Source organism: Cryobacterium fucosi (assembly GCF_004403515.1).
In the GTDB taxonomy this organism is placed as follows: Bacteria; Actinomycetota; Actinomycetes; order Actinomycetales; family Microbacteriaceae; genus Cryobacterium; species Cryobacterium fucosi.
Genome location: NZ_SOHH01000087.1, coordinates 39,803 through 59,295, shown reverse-complemented (window position 1 = coordinate 59,295; position 19,493 = coordinate 39,803). Strand labels below are relative to the sequence as shown.

The 19,493-nt window shown below is 69.6% G+C and carries 20 protein-coding genes; 8 read left to right on the top strand and 12 right to left on the bottom strand.

What is annotated here, in order from left to right:
- Window positions 1–107 precede the first annotated feature (107 nt).
- The 4 genes from E3T48_RS12690 to gabT all read right to left on the bottom strand — a co-directional run bounded on the left by E3T48_RS12690 (window position 108) and on the right by gabT (window position 5,783).
- Window positions 108–1,469, bottom strand: coding sequence for a flavin monoamine oxidase family protein (locus E3T48_RS12690; RefSeq protein ID WP_134524415.1), 1,362 nt, complete (start codon window positions 1,467–1,469; stop codon window positions 108–110).
- A 47-nt stretch (window positions 1,470–1,516) separates the two neighbouring features.
- Window positions 1,517–2,980 carry an NAD-dependent succinate-semialdehyde dehydrogenase gene (locus E3T48_RS12685; protein WP_166789735.1) on the bottom strand — a complete coding sequence of 488 codons (1,464 nt, stop codon included), beginning with the start codon at window positions 2,978–2,980 and terminating at the stop codon, window positions 1,517–1,519.
- A 125-nt stretch (window positions 2,981–3,105) separates the two neighbouring features.
- On the bottom strand, window positions 3,106–4,422 hold the full coding sequence (locus tag E3T48_RS12680; RefSeq protein WP_134524413.1) for a Glu/Leu/Phe/Val family dehydrogenase: 1,317 nt from the start codon (window positions 4,420–4,422) through the stop codon (window positions 3,106–3,108).
- Window positions 4,419–5,783, bottom strand: a complete 1,365-nt coding sequence (gene gabT / locus E3T48_RS12675) for a 4-aminobutyrate--2-oxoglutarate transaminase (protein WP_134524412.1) — start codon at window positions 5,781–5,783, stop codon at window positions 4,419–4,421. The genes E3T48_RS12680 and gabT overlap by 4 nt, the downstream gene beginning before the upstream one ends.
- 146 nt (window positions 5,784–5,929) lie before the next feature.
- Between gabT and E3T48_RS12670 the strand changes: the two genes are divergently transcribed.
- A complete protein-coding gene (locus tag E3T48_RS12670; protein WP_134524411.1) occupies window positions 5,930–7,510 on the top strand; it encodes a PucR family transcriptional regulator ligand-binding domain-containing protein in 1,581 nt (526 codons plus the stop codon).
- A 217-nt stretch (window positions 7,511–7,727) separates the two neighbouring features.
- Here the strand turns inward: E3T48_RS12670 and E3T48_RS12665 are convergent, their stop codons facing one another.
- Window positions 7,728–8,405 (bottom strand): DUF8185 domain-containing protein, encoded by a 678-nt coding sequence (locus E3T48_RS12665; protein WP_134524410.1) that lies wholly within the window; start codon window positions 8,403–8,405, stop codon window positions 7,728–7,730.
- A 68-nt stretch (window positions 8,406–8,473) separates the two neighbouring features.
- On the opposite strand from E3T48_RS12665, the gene E3T48_RS12660 reads away from it, so the two are divergent.
- Window positions 8,474–9,349, top strand: coding sequence for an acyl-CoA thioesterase (locus E3T48_RS12660; RefSeq protein ID WP_241986805.1), 876 nt, complete (start codon window positions 8,474–8,476; stop codon window positions 9,347–9,349).
- 6 nt (window positions 9,350–9,355) lie between these two features.
- Here E3T48_RS12660 and E3T48_RS12655 read toward each other — a convergent pair whose 3' ends face one another.
- Window positions 9,356–10,144, bottom strand: coding sequence for an anti-sigma factor family protein (locus E3T48_RS12655; RefSeq protein ID WP_134524409.1), 789 nt, complete (start codon window positions 10,142–10,144; stop codon window positions 9,356–9,358).
- On the bottom strand, window positions 10,141–10,653 hold the full coding sequence (locus tag E3T48_RS12650; RefSeq protein ID WP_134524408.1) for a sigma-70 family RNA polymerase sigma factor: 513 nt from the start codon (window positions 10,651–10,653) through the stop codon (window positions 10,141–10,143). The genes E3T48_RS12655 and E3T48_RS12650 overlap by 4 nt, the downstream gene beginning before the upstream one ends.
- Before the next feature lie 154 nt (window positions 10,654–10,807).
- Between E3T48_RS12650 and E3T48_RS12645 the strand changes: the two genes are divergently transcribed.
- Both E3T48_RS12645 and E3T48_RS12640 read left to right on the top strand, forming a co-directional pair.
- Entirely contained in the window at window positions 10,808–11,260 is a 453-nt protein-coding gene (locus tag E3T48_RS12645) for a QcrA and Rieske domain-containing protein (RefSeq protein WP_134524407.1), read from the top strand.
- 13 nt (window positions 11,261–11,273) lie between these two features.
- A complete protein-coding gene (locus E3T48_RS12640; protein WP_134524406.1) occupies window positions 11,274–11,768 on the top strand; it encodes a DUF2231 domain-containing protein in 495 nt (164 codons plus the stop codon).
- Here E3T48_RS12640 and E3T48_RS12635 read toward each other — a convergent pair.
- From E3T48_RS12635 to msrA, 4 genes are all read right to left on the bottom strand, one after another.
- Window positions 11,765–12,259: an acyl-CoA thioesterase gene (locus tag E3T48_RS12635; RefSeq protein ID WP_134524405.1), complete on the bottom strand. Its 495-nt coding sequence runs from the start codon at window positions 12,257–12,259 to the stop codon at window positions 11,765–11,767. The two genes, E3T48_RS12640 and E3T48_RS12635, sit on opposite strands and share 4 nt — an antisense overlap.
- A gap of 7 nt (window positions 12,260–12,266) precedes the next feature.
- Entirely contained in the window at window positions 12,267–13,949 is a 1,683-nt protein-coding gene (ettA, locus tag E3T48_RS12630) for an energy-dependent translational throttle protein EttA (RefSeq protein ID WP_134524404.1), read from the bottom strand.
- Between the two features lie 97 nt (window positions 13,950–14,046).
- Window positions 14,047–14,595 (bottom strand): single-stranded DNA-binding protein, encoded by a 549-nt coding sequence (locus tag E3T48_RS12625; RefSeq protein WP_134524403.1) that lies wholly within the window; start codon window positions 14,593–14,595, stop codon window positions 14,047–14,049.
- A gap of 185 nt (window positions 14,596–14,780) precedes the next feature.
- Window positions 14,781–15,305, bottom strand: a complete 525-nt coding sequence (gene msrA / locus E3T48_RS12620; RefSeq protein WP_134524402.1) for a peptide-methionine (S)-S-oxide reductase MsrA — start codon at window positions 15,303–15,305, stop codon at window positions 14,781–14,783.
- 17 nt (window positions 15,306–15,322) lie between these two features.
- On the opposite strand from msrA, the gene mgrA reads away from it, so the two are divergent.
- From mgrA to E3T48_RS12600, 4 genes are all read left to right on the top strand, one after another.
- Entirely contained in the window at window positions 15,323–16,330 is a 1,008-nt protein-coding gene (mgrA, locus tag E3T48_RS12615) for an L-glyceraldehyde 3-phosphate reductase (protein WP_134524401.1), read from the top strand.
- 3 nt (window positions 16,331–16,333) lie between these two features.
- A complete protein-coding gene (locus E3T48_RS12610; RefSeq protein WP_134524400.1) occupies window positions 16,334–17,299 on the top strand; it encodes a DMT family transporter in 966 nt (321 codons plus the stop codon).
- A 65-nt stretch (window positions 17,300–17,364) separates the two neighbouring features.
- Window positions 17,365–17,670 (top strand): hypothetical protein, encoded by a 306-nt coding sequence (locus E3T48_RS12605; protein WP_134524399.1) that lies wholly within the window; start codon window positions 17,365–17,367, stop codon window positions 17,668–17,670.
- A 78-nt stretch (window positions 17,671–17,748) separates the two neighbouring features.
- Window positions 17,749–18,450, top strand: coding sequence for a hypothetical protein (locus tag E3T48_RS12600; protein WP_134524398.1), 702 nt, complete (start codon window positions 17,749–17,751; stop codon window positions 18,448–18,450).
- Between the two features lie 177 nt (window positions 18,451–18,627).
- Here E3T48_RS12600 and nadE read toward each other — a convergent pair whose 3' ends face one another.
- Window positions 18,628–19,449: an ammonia-dependent NAD(+) synthetase gene (gene nadE, locus E3T48_RS12595; RefSeq protein WP_134524397.1), complete on the bottom strand. Its 822-nt coding sequence runs from the start codon at window positions 19,447–19,449 to the stop codon at window positions 18,628–18,630.
- Window positions 19,450–19,493 lie beyond the last annotated feature (44 nt).

Below are 19,493 nucleotides of genomic sequence, written 5' to 3'. Positions count from 1 at the left end.
GGGAAGCGGGCGCACGTTTCACCCTGCGCCCGCTTCCCCAAGGTGCGCCACGACGACCTGAGGTCGACGCGGCGCGACCCGCGAAGGGCGAAGGGCGAATGAGCGAGCTAGACGAGCTCGGCGGAGGCGAGGATCGCCGCGGCGGTGTCGCGTCCCATCCGGATGGCGCCGTCCACATGCTGGTAGCCCTTCCCGGCGAGGTCGCTGCAGGAGAAGGAGATCGGCCCGACGGGGGTGCGCAGGTCGGCGCCGTAGCGGGCGAGCCCGCCCAGGTCGAAGCTGGCCGCGTACGCCCCGCGGGTCCACTCCTCGGTCCCCCAGTCGCTCTCGTAGTAGACGACGGGCGTGAGCGCCTTCTCGCCGAAGTAGTGCGAGAGCGAGGTGAGGATGCGGGTCTTCCGCTCCTCCGGCGTGAGGGTGAACACCTCGTCGGCGGCCTCGTCGGACACGAAGCCCACGAAGGTTCCGCGGCTGTCGCCGAAGTTCGTGTTGTCGTAGGCCTCGTGCACGAGCTCGTAGGGGCTGAACGCGGTGCCGGAGAGGCCGTCCTCGCGCCAGAACGGGGTCTCGTAGACGGCGTGCACCTTGATCACGAAGCCCATCGAGAGGTGCTGGTGCAGCTGGTGCTGGCGGCGCGGCAGCGGGGGCTCGAATGAGATCCGGCTGTAGAGCACGGGCGGGACGGCCACGATCACCCGGCAGGCATGCACCTCGAGGTCGTCGGTGACGGCGACGACGCCGTCCTCGTTCCAGCGCAGGGTGCGCACGGCCTGACCGAGGTGCACGTCGCCGCCGAGCCGTTCGGCGAGCAGGATCGGCACCTGTTGGAGGCCGCCCACGACCCGCTCGTCGAGGATGAAGTCGGCGTCGACGAGGTTGCTGAAGCTGCCGGCACTCGCCGCCATCAGCAGCGCCTGCAGGGTGGAGAACGCGTGCGCCGGCTTGGTGAGCATGGCGCCGGCGATGAACATGCCGATGTTGTCGCGAGCCTCCTGGTCGGTCGTCTCGTTTTCCAGCCAGGCGCCGAAGGAGATCTCGTCGAGTTCCTTCGCCCGCGGGTGAGTCCACGGGCGGTCGGGGTCGGTCTGGGCGACGAGGCCGTCGAGCAGCTCGATCAGGCGGAGGATTTCGCGCTCGGTCTCGGCCGACACCGGGAAGATCCCGCCCTCGAATCGGGTGCGCTGGCCGGCGGCGTTGATGTACACATTCTCGCCGGTGCGGTAGCGGGCGAAGGTCTCGAGGCCGAGTTCGGCGATCGTCTCCTTGAGCGCGTCCTGGTCGGGCGAGACCCACTGGCCGCCGATTTCGAGCATGGCGCCGTCGATGTCGTCGGTCCAGAGTCGGCCGCCGACCCGGTCCCTGGCCTCGAGCACGGCGACGGTGAGGCCCGCCTTCCGCAGCTCGGTCGCGGCGGTGAGGCCGGATGCCCCGGCACCGATGATGACAATGTCGCGTTCAATCGCGGTCATGATTGCTCCCCTGCAGTGTTCGTTGGTGTGTTCGGGTTCGATCGGGGTCAGTCGACCGGGATGAGGGTGTACTTGGCCTGGAGGTACTCGTGGATTCCTTCGAGGCCGCCCTCGCGGCCCAGGCCGGACTGCTTGACGCCGCCGAACGGCGCCGCGGCGTTGGAGACCAGCCCCGTGTTCAGTCCCATCATTCCGGTTTCCAGGCGGCCGATCATCCGGTGTCCCCTCGCGAGGTCCCTGGTGAAGACGTAACCGACCAGGCCGTATTCGGTGGAGTTGGCCAGGCGCACGGCCTCGTCATCGTCGGCGAAGGTGACGATGCCGACGACCGGTCCGAAGATCTCCTCGTGCAGGATAGTGCTGTCCGGGGCGACGCCGGTCAGCACGGTCGGCTCGTAGAAGGAACCGGGGCCGTCGGGGCGCACCCCGCCGGTGAGCAGGGTGGCACCCTTCCTCAGGGCGTCCTGCACGAGCGCGTCGGTGCTCGCCACGGCGGCCTCGTTGACGAGCGGCCCGATCGTGACGCCCTCCTCGGTGCCGCGGCCGATCTTCAGGGCCCGGACTCGCTCGGTGAGCCGGCGGGCGAACTCGGCGGCGACCGACTCGTGCACGATGAACCGGTTGGCGGCGGTGCAGGCCTGGCCGATGTTGCGAAACTTCGCGAGCATCGCGCCGTCGACGGCCTTGTCCACGTCGGCGTCTTCGAAGACGACGAACGGGGCGTTTCCGCCGAGTTCCATCGACGTGCGCAGCACGCCCTGGGCGGCCTGCCGGATGAGTTTGCGACCGACCGGGGTCGAGCCGGTGAAGCTCAGTTTGCGCAGCCGCGGGTCGGCGATGATCGGCCCGGCCACGGCCGAGGAGGCGGAGGTGGTGATCACGTTGACGACCCCGGCCGGCACCCCGGCATCCTCGAGCAGCTGCACGAAGTAGAGGGTGGTCAGCGGGGTCAGCTCGGCCGGTTTGATCACGACGGTGCAGCCCGCGGCGAGTGCAGGCGCGATCTTGCGGGTCGCCATGGCGAGCGGGAAGTTCCACGGCGTGATCAGCAGGCACGGTCCCACCGGGTGCTGGGAGACGACCATCGACCCGGTTCCTTCCGGGTTCAACCCGTAGCGGCCGCTGATCCGCACGGCCTCCTCGCTGAACCAGCGCAGGAATTCGCCGCCGTAGCTGACCTCGCCGTTCGCCTCGGCGAGCGGCTTGCCCATCTCCATCGTCATCAGCAACGCGAAGTCGTCCCGGCGCTCCTGCAGCAGGTCGAAGGCGCGGCGCAGGATCTCGGCGCGCACGCGCGGGGCGGTCGCCGCCCAGGCTGCGCTCGCGTCGACCGCGGCGTCGAGGGCACGGATGCCGTCGGCGGCATCCGCGTTCGCGATCCGTTTGAGCACGAGCCCGGTCGCCGGGTCGGTCACCTCGATCGGGTCGCCACCGCCCTGCTGCCAGGCCCCGTTGATGTAGAGCCCGTCGGGGACGCGGGCGAGGAGGTCGGTTTCACGGCTGGACACGATGTTCTCTTTCACTGGGTTCTCGTTCACTTGGTTCTCGTTCACTTGCTTCTCGTTCACGTGCTTCTTGTTGACTGGCTTCTTGTTGACCGGGTGCATTCGACCGGAGGGCCACCCGCGCTTGCCGATCAGGGGTACAGGCCCCGGAGGAGGTGGGCCTCGGCGACACGCTCGACCGCGAGCACGGTCGCGGCGGCGCGCAGGGAGAGGTCCCGGGCGACGGCGTATTCGACGACCTGCTGCCAGGCACCGAGCATCCGTTCTTCGAGTTTGTGCTCCACCTCGTCGGCGTTCCACCAGTAGGCCTGGTTGCCCTGCACCCACTCGAAGTAGGAGACGAGCACACCTCCGGCGTTCGCGAGGATGTCGGGGACGACGAGCTGGCCGTTCTCGGCGAAAATGCGGTCGGCGGCCGGGGAGGTCGGGCCGTTGGCGCCCTCGACGATGATCCGGGCACTGACCCGGGCGGCATTGCCCTCGTGCAGCACGCCTTCGACTGCGGCCGGGACGAGCAGGTCGACGGGCAGTTCGAGGAGGGCGTCACCGTCGAGCGGCTCGGCGCCGTCGTAGCCGACGACCCTCCCGGTGGCGGCGACGTAGGCGCTGAGGCGGGTGAAGTCCAGGCCGTTCCGGTTGTAGACGGCGCCGTACTGGTCGCTCACGGCGATGACGCGCACGCCGGCGTCGGTGAGGAACACCGCGGCGTCGTGGCCGACCTTGCCGAAGCCCTGCACCGCCGCGGTCGCGCCGTGCTGGCTGATGCCGCGGTGCCGGAGCGCCGCGAGCGCGATGTGGGTGACCCCGCGGGAGGTGGCGCTGGCGCGGCCGTGCGACCCGCCGAGGCTGATCGGCTTGCCGGTCACGATGCCGGGAACGGTGTAGCCGACGTTGACGGAGTAGGTGTCCATGATCCAGGCCATGGTGCGTTCGTCGGTGCCCATGTCGGGGGCGGGGATGTCCTTCTCCGGGCCGATGATCGGCAGAATCTCGCTCGTGTAGCGCCGGGTGACGCGCTCCAGCTCGGCCTGGGAGAACTGGCGGGGGTCGATGGTGACCCCGCCCTTCGCGCCGCCGAACGGCACGTCGATCAGGGCGCACTTCCAGGTCATCCACATCGCCAGGGCGCGCACCTCGTCGAGGGTGACTCCCGGGCTGTAGCGCAGGCCGCCCTTGGCCGGTCCGCGAGACAGGTTGTGCTGCACCCTGTAGCCGGTGAACAGGCTGGTGCTGCCGTCGTCCCGGCGGAGCGGCACGGCCACGGTCATCTCGCGGCGCGGCGTGGACAGCAGGGACTGCAGCCCGGCGCCGTAGCCGAGCACGTCGATGGCGCTGGCCAGTTGGGAGCGGGCGTCGTCCAGCGGGGTCGCGACCGGGGCCGTCGATGCGGTCAGCACTGCCGTCGATGCGGTCAGCACTGCCGTCGGTGCGGCCTCGAGGACGCTCATGCGGCGGCCAGCGCGGCCTGGACGACCTGCAGGCCCTCGACGAGGAGCGCGTCGGGGATGCTCAGCGGCGGCAGGAAACGAACCACGTTGCCGTAGGTGCCGCAGGTGAGGAGGATGACGCCCTGCGCGTGGGCGGCGGCGACGACGCGTCCGGTGAGGGCGGCATCCGGTTCGCCCGTGACGGCGTCGACGAGTTCGATCGCGATCATGGCGCCACGGCCGCGCACGTCGCCGACCCGCTTGTCCGCGGCACGGATGGCGTTCAGCCGGCCGGTGAGGATGGCGCCGATCTCCCTGGCCCGTCCGACCAGGTTCTCCGACTCGTACGCCGCCATGGTGGCGAGTGCCGCTGCGCAGGCGAGCGGGTTGCCGCCGTAGGTGCCGCCGATGCCGCCGACCTGCGGGGAGTCCATGATTTGGGCGCGGCCGGTGACCGCCGAGAGCGGGAGACCGCCCGCGATGCCCTTGGCCATCACCATCAGGTCCGGCACGATGCCCTCGTGGTCACTGGCGAACATGTCGCCGGTGCGGGCGAAGCCGGTCTGCACCTCGTCGGCGATGAAGACGACCCTGTTGGCGCGGCACCAGTCGACGAGGGTGGGCAGGAATCCGGGCGCCGGGACGATGAAGCCGCCCTCGCCCTGGATCGGTTCGATGATCACGGCCGCGAGGTTCTCGGCGCCGATCTGCTTCTCGATCTGCGAGATGGCGCGCCCGGCGGCGACGACGCCGTCCAGGCCGCCATCGCGGTAGGGGTAGGACATCGGCGCCCGGTAGAGCTCGGCGGCGAACGGGCCGAAGCCGTTCTTGTACGGCTGGTTCTTCGCCGTCAGTCCCATGGTCAGGGTCGTGCGGCCGTGGTAGGCGTGGTCGAAGGCGACGACGGCCTGCTTCCCGGTGTAGTGCCGGGCGATCTTGACGGCGTTCTCCACCGCCTCCGCACCGGAGTTGAAGAGGGCGCTGCGCTTGGCGTGGTCGCCGGGGGTGAGCCGGTTCAGGGTCTCGGCCACCTCGATGTAGGAGTCGTAGGGGGCGACGGTGAAGCAGGTGTGGGTGAACTGGGCGAGCTGGGCGGCGACGGCCTCGACCACCTGGGGGGCGCTGTTGCCGACGCCGGTGACGGCGATGCCGCTGCCGAGGTCGATCAGCGAGTTCCCGTCGACGTCGACGAGCACGCCGCCGCCGGCCGCGACGATGTAGACCGGGAGGGTGACGCCCACGCCGGCGGAGACCGCCTGGGCCTTGCGCGCCTGCAGCGCCTGCGACTTCGGGCCGGGGATGCTCGTCGCCAGGCGGCGCTCCTGCGGAAGGCTCGGACCGCCGAGCGGCACGGTTGATGTGGGGGCTTCGACGATGGTCATGGCTGCTCCAGTTCTGCGACACAGGTGCATCGTCGCGCTGCCGGCGACGATGCCAATTGCGCAATGCTATGCACGGCGGCCCCATCCCGCGTCTGCCACCTTGTACAACCCGGGTCCGATCTTTCGCCGCCATGTACACTCGTCGCATGTCTCCGTCCGTGGCCCCGCCGCTGCTGCCTCCCCTGCGCCGCCTCCTCGGCCAGCCCGGGCTGCAGCTGCGCCTGCTGACCGCGGAGGCCGACCTTCCGGCCGGGGCGCTCGACCAGCCGGTGGACTGGGTGCACAGCTCCGACCTGCCCGATCCGACCCCGTTCCTCTCCGCCAGCCAGATGCTGCTCACCACCGGCCGCCAGTTCACCTCCGACACGACGACGGATGCGTTCTACACCGGCTACGTGGAACGGCTGGCCGACCTCGGCATCGCCTGCCTCGGCTTCGGCACCGAGGTCGTCCGCGACGGCACGCCCGACCCGCTGGTCGCCGCCTGCCTGGCCAGGGGCATCCCCCTGGTCGAGGTGCCGTACGGCACGCCGTTCATCGCCGTGGCCCGCGCCGCCGGCGACCTGGTCGCCGAACTCCGCTTCGCCAGGGACACCTGGACCCTGGCCGCGCAGCGGGCCATCTCGCTTGCGGCGCTCCGCCCCGACGGCCTCAGCGCCACCCTGAGCGAGCTGTCCCGCCAGCTCGGCCACTGGGTCGCCCTGTTCGACCCGAGCGGCGCGCTCGACCGGGTCTTCCCCCGCGACGCGTTCACCGGCGCCTCCTCCTCCCGCGGCTCCCTCGACCGGGCGCAGCACGAGGCCGGGCGGATGCTCCGCCGCGGCCAGCGCGCCAGCCTCACGGTCGACGACGGCGACGAGACGCTCAACCTGCAGACGCTCGGGCGCCGCGACCAGCTGCGCGGCGTGCTCGCACTCGGCGGCCGCGTCCCACTCGACCCGGCCGGCCAGGAGGTGGTGACGAGCGTGATCGCGCTCGCCGGGCTCGCTCTCGAACAGAACACCGCGCTCGGCCGCGCCCGCGGCCACCTCCGGTCGGGGCTGCTGCACGCGCTGCTCGGTGGGCAGGTCGGGCTGGCGCGCACGATCTCGGCCGAGCTGTGGGGCGCCTTCCCGGTTGAGCCGGTGCGGGTCGCGGTGACCGACCCTTCCCCGGAGCGCCTGGACGCCCTCACCGAGTTCCTCGAACTCCGGGTCGAGGAGCGTGGCGGAAACCTCTTCTACGCCCGCATGGGCGGCAGCGTCGTCCTCTGCCTCGACTCCGGCGCCGGCCCCCTGCTCGACGACCTGGTCGGGTTCGGCCTGCACGTCGGGGTCTCCGACCCGGCCGAGTACCGGTCGCTGCCTCGGGCGCTCGCCCAGGCCCGCCAGGCCCTTGACCGTGCGCACGAGGGCGAACCGGCGATCGTGGCCTTCGACCTGATTTCCCGGCAGGGGGTGCTCGCCTTCCTGGCCAGGACGGATGCGTCGGAGGTCGGCCGCGCGGCCCTCGCGCCGCTGAGCGACCACGACGCCGCCCACGGCACGTCGCTGATGGCCACGCTGCGGGTCTGGCTGGAGCAGAACGGCCAGTTCGGACCCGCCGCCGAGGTGCTCGGGGTGCACCGGCACACCGTCCGGGCCCGGATCGGCCAGGCCGAGCAGCTTCTCGGCCGCGATCTCGGCACGTTCCACGCCCGCGCGGACATCTGGGCCGCGCTGCTGGCCACGGGCGACATCCCGGATTGATGATCGCCCCTGTTGTCAGTGAGGCACGTGCCGAATTCAGGTGCAGCGCCCGCACCAGTGCGCCGGATGCGCGCCAGCGCCCTGCATTCGCGCTGTTCTCCTGAATTCGGAACACACTCGACGCGGGGTTTCGACGGGCTCGACCGCCGAAACCGGGTCGAATGGCCCGACCTCCGGTCACTCGACCACCGCGGGTCAGGCGCGGGTCAGGCGCGGGTCAGGCGCGGAGCGACCAGGGCTTGCGGCGCACGAGGATGTGGCCGCGGCTCGTGCTCAGCCGGGTCCAGGGCCCGGTCTCGAACAGGCGCACGGGTTCCTCCTTCGGCAGGAAGCCGAGGCTGACCGCGGCGAAGGCAGCCCCGGCCGGCACGATCTCCAGCCCGGGGATCGGCCGGCCCCAGACCTCGGAGCGCACCCGCTGCACGATCTGGCCGCCCGTCCCGGTCGGGATGACCGCGGCGACCTCCTCGATTCCGGCGTCCGCCGATGCCTGCAGCAGGGCGGCATCCGTTTCGCCCAGGGCCGTCCACCCGCCCTTGGGCGGGGAGATCCCGGCCCAGGTGACGGTGGTCACCTCGAGCGGAACGGTCACGTTGACGGGCGCGTCCGGCACGGTCGCCGCGGCCACGAGCCTGGCCAGTCGGTCGAGCAGCGAACGCACCGGCACCACCGCGTCCAGGTCGACCGGCGCGCTCAGCGCGAAGGTGCGCAGGCCGAGCACGGTCGGGCTGCTGTCGAGGAGTCCGCGCGGGTACAGGATGGCCGTGTACACGGCGAGCACCCCGGCCGCCGAAATCAGGCGCACCGAACCGTCCTCCACCCGGCTGGCGCGCGACAGGTACACCTGGAGGTCGCTGAGGGAAAGGGAATCCGTGAGAGAAAATGACTTGCTCATCTGCTTCTAAACTACCAAGGTACGCCGGGGCTCACACAGACCCCCCTTCACGCGCCTGAGGAGGCCACATGGACGAGCCAATGCAAGGTCTCCTGACCGCCCTCGACCTCACCGACACGGAAGCCCGCACCAGTGAGGACATCTTCACCGGGCCCTCGCAGTGGATGCCGCTCGGCCGGGTCTTCGGCGGGCAGGTCCTGGCCCAGTCGCTCGTCGCGGCGATGCGCACGGTGCCGGACGACCGGCACGTGCACTCGATGCACGGCTATTTCCTCCGCCCTGGCGACGTGGGCCAGCCGATCACGTTCTCGGTCGATCGGATCCACGACGGACGCTCCTTCGCGACCCGCCGCACGCAGGCCTACCAGGCCGGCCGGCCGATCCTCTCGATGATCGCGTCCTTCCAGGACGACGACCAGGGCCTCGAACACCACATCGACATGCCCACCGACCTTCCGGATCCGGAGTCCCTGCCGACCGCGGCGCAGTCCCTGGAGAAGGTGGACCACTCGATCGCACGGTACTGGGCCAGCGAACGCCCGTTCGACATGCGCCACATCCCGTCGCCGATCTACCTCACGGTCGACGGCGAGCACACCTCGCGCCAGGCCGTGTGGATGAAGACGCTCGGCCCGCTGCCGGATGACCCCGACCTGCACCGCGCCGCGCTGGCCTACGCGAGCGACTACTCGATCATGGAACCGATCATGAGGCGTCACGGCATCGCCTGGGCCACCCCCGGGCTCAAGGTGGCGAGCCTCGACCATGCCATGTGGTTCCACCGGTTCGGACGCGCCGACGAGTGGATGCTCTACGTGCAGGATTCCCCGTCGGCGCAGGGCGGCCGCGGCCTCTCCACCGGCAGCATCTTCAGCCGGTCCGGCCTGCTCCTGGCCACGGTGGCCCAGGAGGGCATGGTGCGCGTGCCGACCAACGCGCAGTAGTCCCGCTCAGGGTTGCGGCCGTCCGGCCAGCAGCAGCAGGCCGATCGGTTCGAGACGGATGTCCACGGCGGCGATGTCGCGCGGGGCGACGCTCGTCGTGCCGACGGCCTCGATCGCGGTGCCCGGACCGGCCAGCCACGTCGCCACCAGCGTCGCCGTGCCGCGGGTGTCGGTCACGTACATCGAATACGCCCGTTCGGCGGCCCCTGAGCCTTCGCCGGTCTCCGCGTAGCTGCACGACGCGTCAATCCGAGTTCCCCACGGCTCGCCGGTCAGCACGAAACTGGCGCTGAGGGGGCTGGGCACCACCTGCTGCATCACCGTGCGGGCTGCGACGGTCGGGGCGCTGCCAGGAGCCGCGGACGCGACGGGAACCGCGGTCGGCACGCCGGGAGCGCCCGGCAGCCCCGCGGTCAGCACGAGGGCGGCGGTCGCAGCCGCACCGGCCACCGCCACGAGAACCCCGGCCACGAGCACGCGGGCCCGACGCCGGCGTCGCCGCACCCTGGCCATTAGTCGCGGCAGGCTCTGGCCCGACAATCGCGGCTCCGTGGCGCGTTCGGAGTCCCGGGGCGGCGCGTCGGGGTGCGGCTCGCCGGCCTGGCGATCGAGCGCAAGCGCCTGTTCGACCGAAACGGTTCCCAGGAGCCCCGGCAGTGCCGCGAGTTCGGCGACCATCCGGGCGCAGTCGGCGCAGTCGGCGAGGTGACGCTCGAACTCGTGCCGCTCAGCGGACGACAATGCCCCAAGCACGTAGGCGGCATCCCAGTCGGCGTAGGCGTCCGGTGTGGTCATCGTTCGCTCACCCCCCGCTCGTGCAGGGTCAACCGCATGGCCCGCAGCGCGTAGTGCAGGCGGGACTTCACGGTGCCAGGCGGAATGTCGAGCAGCCGTGCGGTCTCGGCGACCGACTGGCCGCGGTAGTACGCGCAGACCACCACGGCCCGGTGCTCGTGCGAGAGCCCGGCCAGCGCGTCGGCGACCAGCCAGGAGTCCAGGAGGGCGGCGGTCTGGTCGGGTGTCAGCTGTTCCGGGAACTGGTCGGTGGTGATCTCGTGGCGGTGCCGGGCCGATCGACGATCGTCGATGACGAGATTCCGCGCCACCGTGAACAGCCAGGCCCGGGCGGACGTCTCCGACTGGTCGAGCACGCGCGGCAGGCGCCAGGCGCGGAGCAGGGTTTCCTGCACCACATCGTCGGCCAGGCCGGCATCCCCGGTCAGCCGCACCTCATAACGCCAGAGCGCCGGGGCGTGTTCGTCGTGGAGGGCACGCAACAGTTCGGCTCGCTCGTCCGTCACCATGCACCTCCCGCCGTTAACACGTCGGACCCGTCACGGCGGTTCACCCGTGCGCTGAACCGAAACCGTCACCGTGTCGTTGTACTGAGTAACAGGCCAACTGGGTAGCATCGCCCTGCCGACCCCAACCTATTCGCGAACCCGTTCGAGGAGAACCATGACGCCCCCCACCACGATTCCAGCCGGGACCGCCGCGGGCGTGTCCCGCCGCGCCGCCCTCCTGCTCGGAGGCGCGGGAGCCGCCGTCGCGCTCGTCGGTTGCAGCACCGGCACCGCCGCCACCGGGCAACCGGGCGCCGCGAAGACCGACACGGGAGGGTCGACGACGGTCGCCAAGCTGGCCGACATCCCGGTCGGCGGTTCGGTCGAGGCGTCCCTCAACGGGAAGCCGATCCTGGTCAGCCGGCCGAGCGCCGGGAAAGTGGTCGCGTTCAGCGCCGTGTGCACCCATCAGGGTTGCGTGGTGAAGCCCGTCGGCAAGGAATTCGATTGCCCGTGCCACGGCTCGAAGTTCGACGCGATGACCGGCGAGGTTCTCGGTGGCCCTGCCCCGAGCCCGCTGGTCGCGGTGCCGGTCTCGGTCACCGGCGACTCGGTCACCGCCACCTAGGCAGCGGGCGACCATGGACCTCTACTCCGTCAACGGTCTCCCCCTGCACGTTCTCCTCGTGCACCTCGTCGTCGTGCTCGTTCCGGTGACCGCCCTGGCCGTGCTGCTCGCCGCGGCCTTCCCCACGTTGCGCCGCCGCCTGGGCATCGTGCTGCCGGCGCTGGGGCTGGCGGTGATCGCGCTGGTGCCGCTCACGACCCAGGCCGGGTCCTGGTTGCAGGCGCGGGTGGCACCCACCCCGTTGATCGGCGTGCATGCCGGCCTGGGCGGCGCGCTCTGGCCGTGGACGCTGTCCCTCGGCCTGCTCGGCATCCTCGTCTGGCTCTGGCACACCGTGCAGGACCGGCGACGACGCGTGCGCGAGCGAGCCGGGCGGCGGGCGGTGAGCGTGCTCCTCGTGCTGCTGGCCCTCGGCCTCGGCGGCGCGGCCACCTGGCAGACGGTGCTCGTGGGCGAATCCGGCAGCCGGGCGATCTGGCAGGGCTCGTTCAGCGAGACTCCGCGTTAGTCCTCCGGAACGGATGCCCGCCGGGTGAACCTGACCGGCTCATCCAGGTACGGGCTCCAGGCGTCGCGCTCGGTCGGGCTGATCTTGCGTGGCCGCTCGGTGGCGGCGTCGACCAGCACGATCGTGGTGCTCGCGCGGGCGTACAGCACGGCAGGCAGCACTCCGTCGGGGCTCCACACCTCGTAGCAGACCTCGAGGCTGGCCCCGCCGAGCTTGCCCAGCCAGAGCCGCACGACGACCGGCTGCCGAAGGTAGGGAATCGGTGCGAGGTATTCGGCCTCGAGCCGGGCGATCAGGGTCAGCGTCGCCGCACCCGGCCGGCCGTCGAGAACCGCGGTGCCCGCTCCGAGCGCGGGCTCGGTCGCATCCTCGTCCAGCCAGAACGCCTGGATGCGCGCCTCCTCGAGGAGGCGCAGCATCGCGGCGTTGTTGACATGGCCGTACGCGTCCAGGTCGGACCAGCGGAGCGTGATCGGCACATGCAGCTTCATCGTGGTCCTAATCGCGGGTGAGCTTGCGGTAGGCGGAACGGTGCGGCTTCGCGGCATCCGGGCCGAGGCGTTCGATCTTGTTCTGCTCGTAGGATTCGAAGTTGCCCTCGAACCAGTACCAGTTCGCCGGGTTCTCGTCGGTGCCCTCATAGGAGAGGATGTGGGTCGCGATCCGGTCGAGGAACCACCGGTCGTGAGTGATCACCACGGCGCAGCCGGGAAACTCGAGCAGCGCGTTCTCGAGCGAGCCGAGCGTTTCGACGTCCAGGTCGTTGGTGGGCTCGTCGAGCAGGAGCAGGTTGCCGCCCTGCTTGAGGGTGAGCGCCAGGTTCAGGCGGTTGCGCTCTCCACCGGAGAGCACGCCGGCCTTCTTCTGCTGGTCGGGACCCTTGAAGCCGAAGGTGGACACGTAGGCGCGGGACGGGATCTCGGTCTTGCCGACCTGGATGTAGTCCTGGCCGTCAGAGACGACCTCCCACAGGGTCTTGTTCGGGTCGATGCCGGTGCGGTCCTGGTCGACGTAGGAGATCGCGACAGTCTCACCGATCTTGAGCTCGCCGTCGTCGAGCGGCTCCTTGCCGACGATGGTCTTGAACAGCGTCGTCTTGCCGACACCGTTCGGGCCGATGATGCCGACGATGCCGTTTCGCGGGAGGGTGAAGCTGAGTCCGTCGATGAGGACACGGTCGCCGAAGCCCTTGTTGAGCTTCTTCGCGTCGATGACCTGGGCCCCGAGGCGCGGGCCGACCGGGATCTGGATCTCTTCGAAGTCCAGCTTGCGGGTGCTCTCCGCCGCCGCGGCCATTTCCTCGTACCGGGCGAGGCGGGCCTTGGACTTGGCCTGGCGTCCCTTGGCGTTCGAGCGCACCCATTCAAGCTCGTCGGCGAGGCGCTTGGCCATCTTCGCGTCCTTCTTGCCCGCGATCAGCAGTCGTTCCTGCTTCTTCTCGAGGTAGGTGGAGTAGTTGCCCTCGTAGGGATACAGGTGGCCGCGGTCGACCTCGGCGATCCACTCGGCCACGTGATCGAGGAAGTACCGGTCGTGGGTGACGGCGAGGACGGCGCCGGGGTACTGGGCGAGGTGCTGTTCGAGCCACAGCACACTTTCGGCGTCGAGGTGGTTTGTGGGCTCGTCGAGGAGGAGCAGGTCGGGCTTCTGCAGGAGCAGCTTGGTCAGCGCCACCCGCCGCTTCTCACCGCCCGAGAGGTCGGAAACGGCCGAATCTCCCGGCGGGGTACGCAGGGCGTCCATGGCCTGTTCGAGCTGGGAGTCGAGGTCCCAGGCATCGGCGGCGTCGATGGCTTCCTGCAGGGTGCCCATTTCGGCCAGAAGAGCGTCGAAATCGGCGTCCGGTTCGGCCAGGGCGAGGCTGATCTCGTTGAACCGGTCGACCTTGGCCTTGATCGGGCCGACGCCTTCCTGCACGTTCTCGAGCACGGTCTTCGTCTCGTCCAGTTCGGGCTCCTGCATGAGGATGCCGACGCTGTAACCGGGTGACAACTTTGCTTCACCGTTGCTCGGTGTGTCGAGGCCGGCCATGATCTTCAGGATCGTGGACTTTCCGGCTCCGTTCGGCCCGACCACGCCAATCTTGGCGCCGGGGAAGAAAGACATTGTGACATCGTCGAGGATGAGCTTGTCGCCAACCGCTTTGCGTGCGCGGACCATCGAGTAAATAAATTCGGCCATAGTGCCTACCAGTCTATTTGTCGCGTGGCTCCTACCAGACACGTTCCGCTCGCCGGCTGCACGGGCATCCGCCCAGGGGCCACGGATGCGGCCGACCCTAAGAGTCTAAGGCGACCAGGCCAGCCTCCTCCCGCGGCAGGAAACCGTCGGATTCAGCCCGGTCCAGCGCAGCCGGACCGCCGGGGTCTGCCCGGTCGGGATCGTCCTGGTCCGCGGCGGAGAGTACCGCGGCGGACGGCGTCGCAGGCTCTGACGGCTCTGCCGGCTCGTCGGGCAGCCGCCCGGGTGCGGGGGCGACCCGCTGGGAGATCGTGGTGCACCAGGTCAGGTCGTGCCCAACGCTGTCAGCTTCGATCTCGATCGCGGTGCCGTTCTTGTCTGCGTTGTGCCAGTCGCGGATGCGCAGCCGGCCGGCCACGACGACGTGTTCGCCGCGCCGCACCGACCGCACCACGTTGTGGGCCAGCTGCCGGAAGGTCGAGACCGTATACCAGTTCGTCTCCGCATCCACCCAGGACTGTTTCGCCCGGTCGAACCTGCGCTGACCGGAAGCCAGCCGGAACGACGTGATGGCCAGCCCGGTGCTGGTGACGAGGTGGCGCGGCGTTGTCGCCACGATCCCGGTCACTGTGATGGTGTCACTCATTGCGTTCTCCCTGCACCTCGTCGGGCGCCGGGCAGCGCCTCGACGCGCGCGACCCGGGAGCGAACGCTCGTGCCTGTCTCCGTCGCCCCCGGGCCACGTGCTCCGAGTGTGCGGCAGGACGGCCCCGGCGGGCCGCCGTGCACCGTGAACGTGGACAAGACAACCGTGCCGCGTCCTGTGGAGGGCTAGGGAAGGATGTACTGTGCGTAGGACTTGCGGATCTTATTCACCTTGGGCAGGGCAACGGCCATGCAGTAGCCCTGGCCGGGGTTCTTGGCGAAGAAGTCCTGGTGGTAGTCCTCCGCGACGAAGTACTCGCCGAGCGGCTGGATCGTCGTGACGATGCCCTCGCCCCACCATTCCGCGGCACGGGTGCGCGCCGTTTCGAAGAGTCGCTTCTGTTCGTCGTCGGCGTAGAACATGGCGGAGCGGTACTGCGTTCCCACGTCGGCGCCCTGGCGGTTCAGCTGGGTGGGGTCGTGCAGCGTGAAGAAGACGTCAAGGATCACGTTGGCCGGGATGACCTCCGGATCGAAGGTGACCGCAATGGCCTCCGCGTGCCCGGTACGACCGGTGCACACCGCCTCGTAGGTCGGGTTGGGCGTGTCTCCCCCGGTGTAACCCGAGACGACGTCGCTCACCCCGCGAAGCACCCGATAGACGGCATCGAGACACCAGAAACATCCACCTGCGACCACAAAAGTTTGCACGGTCCTAGAGTAACTGCATGACCTTCGTTGCCGCTGAGAGCCGCTATTCCGAGATGACCTATCGCCGCACCGGACGGAGCGGACTCAAGCTTCCGGCGCTCTCGCTCGGCCTCTGGCACAATTTCGGGCACGACCGACCGATGGACACCCAGCGGGCTATCCTGCGCCGCGCCTTCGACCTCGGGGTGACCCACTTCGACCTGGCCAACAACTACGGCCCTCCCTACGGCTCCGCCGAGACCAACTTCGGCCGGATCTTCGCCGAAGACTTCCGTCCGTACCGGGACGAACTGGTCATCTCGAGCAAGGCCGGGTATGACATGTGGCCCGGCCCCTACGGCGACTTCGGCTCGCGCAAGTACCTCTTGTCGTCCCTCGACGCGAGCCTCGGCCGCCTCGGCCTGGACTACGTCGACATCTTCTATTCCCACCGCCCCGACCCGGAGACCCCGATTGAGGAAACGATGGGGGCACTGGCATCCGCCGTTCAGCAGGGCAAGGCCCTCTACGTGGGCATCTCCAGCTACACGCCTGAGCAGACCAGGGCGGCCGCCGCCGCGCTGGCCCAGTACAACGTTCCGCTCCTGATCCACCAGCCGCGCTACTCGATGTTCGACCGCCATGTCGAAGACGGCCTGTTCCCGGTGCTCGACGAATTGGGCGTGGGCAGCATCTGCTTCTCCCCGTTGGCGCAGGGCCTCCTGACCGACCGGTACCTGTCGGGGAAGGTCCCCGCGGACTCCCGGGCCGCGACCAGCCGGTTCCTGACCGCGGATGTGCTCACCGATACGTACCTCGAACGCGTCCGCGGCCTGAACGCGATCGCGGCCGAGCGCGGCCAGACCCTTGCCCAGCTTGCCGTGACGTGGATCCTGCGCCAACAGTCGGTGACGAGCGTGCTGGTCGGGGCGAGCAGCGTCAGCCAGCTGGAGCAGACCGTTGCGGCCCTGGATGCCCCGGCCCTGACCAGCGACGAGATCGCGGCGATCGAACCGTTCGCCGTGCACGGCACCGGGCTGCGCTAGGCGGTGGGCTACCTCTACGCTCTCCTCGCGTCGCTGCTCTTCGGCCTCAATGGCAGCACAACCAAGGTGATCGTGGAGGCCGGTCTCTCGCCTGCCCAGCTGACCTTCTTCCGAGTGACGATCATCGCGGTGCTCGCGGGCACCCTGCTGTTCGTCACCAACCGCCGGGCTTTCCGGATCGGCCGACGGCAGGTGGCGGTGATGGCGCTGCTCGGTGTCGCCGGCGTTGCCCTCATCCAGTGGTTCTACGCCGTGGCGATCAGCCTGCTGCCGGTGGGCATCGCCCTCATGCTCGAGTATTCCGGAGTGCTGCTGGTGGCCCTGTTCGCGCGGTTCGTCTTCAAGGAGAGGGTGAAGCCGCGGATCTGGCTCGCCATCGGCTGCGTGCTGATCGGGATGGCGGTGGTCGCGCAGATCTGGGCGAGCACCCTGTCGCCGCTCGGCGTTCTGGCCGGGGTCGCTGCCGCGATCTGCCTCGCGGTGTATTTCCTGGTCGGCGAGCGGCAGGTCGCATCCACGTCGCCCCTGGTGGTGTCGTTCTGGTCGATGCTCTTCGCGAGCGCGTTCTGGCTCGTCTTCAGCGCGTGGTGGCAAGTCGAGCCGCAGACGTTGGCGCAGCAGGTGCCGCTGCACGGCAACCTCGGGGCGCTCGCCCTGCCGCTCTGGCTGCTGCTGCTCTGGAACGGGGTCGCCGGGTCGTTCGCGCCGTACCTGCTGTCGTACATGGCGCTGGGCCGGCTGACTGCGACGGCCGCCGGAATCGTCTCCGCGTCGGAGGTGCTCTTCGCGTTCGGATTCGCGTTCCTGTGGCTCGGTGAGTCACTCGACACCGTGCAGGTGGCCGGAGTCGGACTTGTGCTGGGCGGCATCGTGGTCGCGCAAACCGCCCGGGTGAACAAGGTCGTCGACCTGGACCTCGCCAGCCAGGACCTCGCCCTCGGGAACGAGCCGTTCGCCGCCGCGGACTGAATGTCGGAGGCCGGCCCTAGCGTGGAGACACCATCAACCGCGGCCGGCCGATATCGGAGGATTCCATGTCCACAGCTCCTGCCCTGCCGAACCTTGCCCTCACGAAACTTGCCCAACCGAACCGTTCGCTCCAGCCAGGCCGTTTCCTCCGGCCGGCGCGCGCCGGCACCCTCCGCGACCTGTCCCTGCTCCCCGTCGCCGACGGACTCTGGCGTGTGGTCAACGGCACCGGCGCGGTGCTCGGGCACATCGAACGCAGCACCGACGGCACCGACGAGCGCTTCGCCGCACGGCGCCTTCTGGCGGCCACCCGCACGACGGCGCTCGGCACCTTCTGGAACATCGACGACGCCGCGGACTGCTTCCGGTGAATCTTCGCCGACACGACCTTTTGGGCACGCCGGGCCTGTTCCCCGCGAACCGTGATCGATCCCGGTAAAGTGCCGCTCATGCAGTGGTGGAATAGTTTCGTGTCCTGGCTCACGGCAGCCAGCAATCAGGCCATGGTGTTCAGCGCCGTGGTGCTCGTCGTCGCGATCATCGTGGCCAGCCTGCTGGCCTCGTGGATCTCCAGGGGAGCGATCCGGCACCTGCTTGCCCAGCATGACCGGGAGCTGAAGGCGGCCGTCATCGGCGCGCTTGTGGACGCGGCGACAGAGGCATCCGTCTGGAACTCGCTGAGCCCGCAGGAACAGGTCATGGCGGACCGCGCCGTCGGCCAGGCCGATATCCAGCTGCGCCTCCTGCCGATCAAGGGGTCGTCCGTGGCCGCGAATTGGGCTGCTCACCAGCTTGCCGAACTCAAGCGCACCTCCGCCACCTTCGGCTACCAGCTCGAACCGGCTCTGCTCGAGTTCCGCGATCGCCTGATCGAATGGCAGCACAAGCCGGCACGATCCCGCAAGGTCTTCCTCAACGACCTCGACCGGTGGAAGGTGGCGAACACCAGCTCCGAGAAGAACCTCCTCGCCGAGCAGGATGCGTGGGCCGCACAGCAGCACCACGACCAGTACTCGACCCAGCCGTCCACGCCGGTGCCCGCACCGTCGAACTACGCCACCACCCCGGCCACACCGTCGACGGAGACCCAGCGTCTCCTCGACGATGTGCAGGCGCTCGAGGTGCGGCCCGCGCCGTACGCCGCTTCCTGACGCGGTCTCGACAGGCTCGACCACCGGGCCGGTGATCGAGCACGTCCGGTGATCAAGCACGGTCGGTGATCGAGCACGGTCGGTGATCGAGCCCGTCCGGTGAGCGAGCACGGTCGGTGATCGAGCTTGTCGAGATCCCCACGGACAAGCGGGGCCACCGCGGGTCGTCGCCGCAGGTCAGCGCCACCACTCGTCGAACATCGACGCCGGGACACGCCGCTTGTGCTCGGTGGCCAGGTACCGCTTCTCGATGGCGTCGGCCACGTCGTCGTCGACCGGATGCCCCTCGAGGTAGTCGTCGATCTGCTCGTAGCGCAGGCCCAGGTTGTCCTCGTCGGTCTGGCCGGGGGTGTCGTCGAGCAGGTCCGCGGTCGGCTGTTTCTGATAGAGCCGCTCGGGGGCGCCGAGTTCGATCAACAGCGCGCGGCCCTGCCGTTTGGTCAGCCCGGCGAGCGGCAGGATGTCCGTTCCGCCGTCTCCGTACTTGGTGAAGAATCCGGTGACCGCCTCCGCCGCGTGGTCGGTGCCCACGACCAGGAGCCCCTGTGAGCCCGCGAGGGCGTATTGGGCGACCATTCGGGCGCGGGCCTTGACGTTGCCCTTGTCGAAGTCGGGAAGCTCCCGGCCCGTGCTGACGAGGTATTCGGCGTCAATCCCGTCGACGGCGCGCACGATGTTGAAAGTCGTGCTCGATTGGGGCCGGATGAACTCCAGGGCGAGCTGAGCGTCGTCCTCGTCGCGCTGCACCGCATAGGGCAGCCGCACGGCCAGGAAGGTCACCGGCTGCCCCTCGTCGTCCAGCTGCTCGACGGCAAGCTGGCACAGCCGCCCGGCCAGGCTCGAATCCTGCCCGCCGCTGATCCCGAGCACGAGGCCCTTCGCGCCGGTGCGCCGAAGGTAGTCCACGAGGAACTGGGCCCGGCGGCGCAGTTCGAGCGCCGGATCTATGGTCGGGGACACGTTCAGTTCCGCGATGATTCGCGCCTGTAGTTCTCGCATTCACCGAATCTACCAAGCCCGGGCTGGCTCAGTCGTGCCGATCA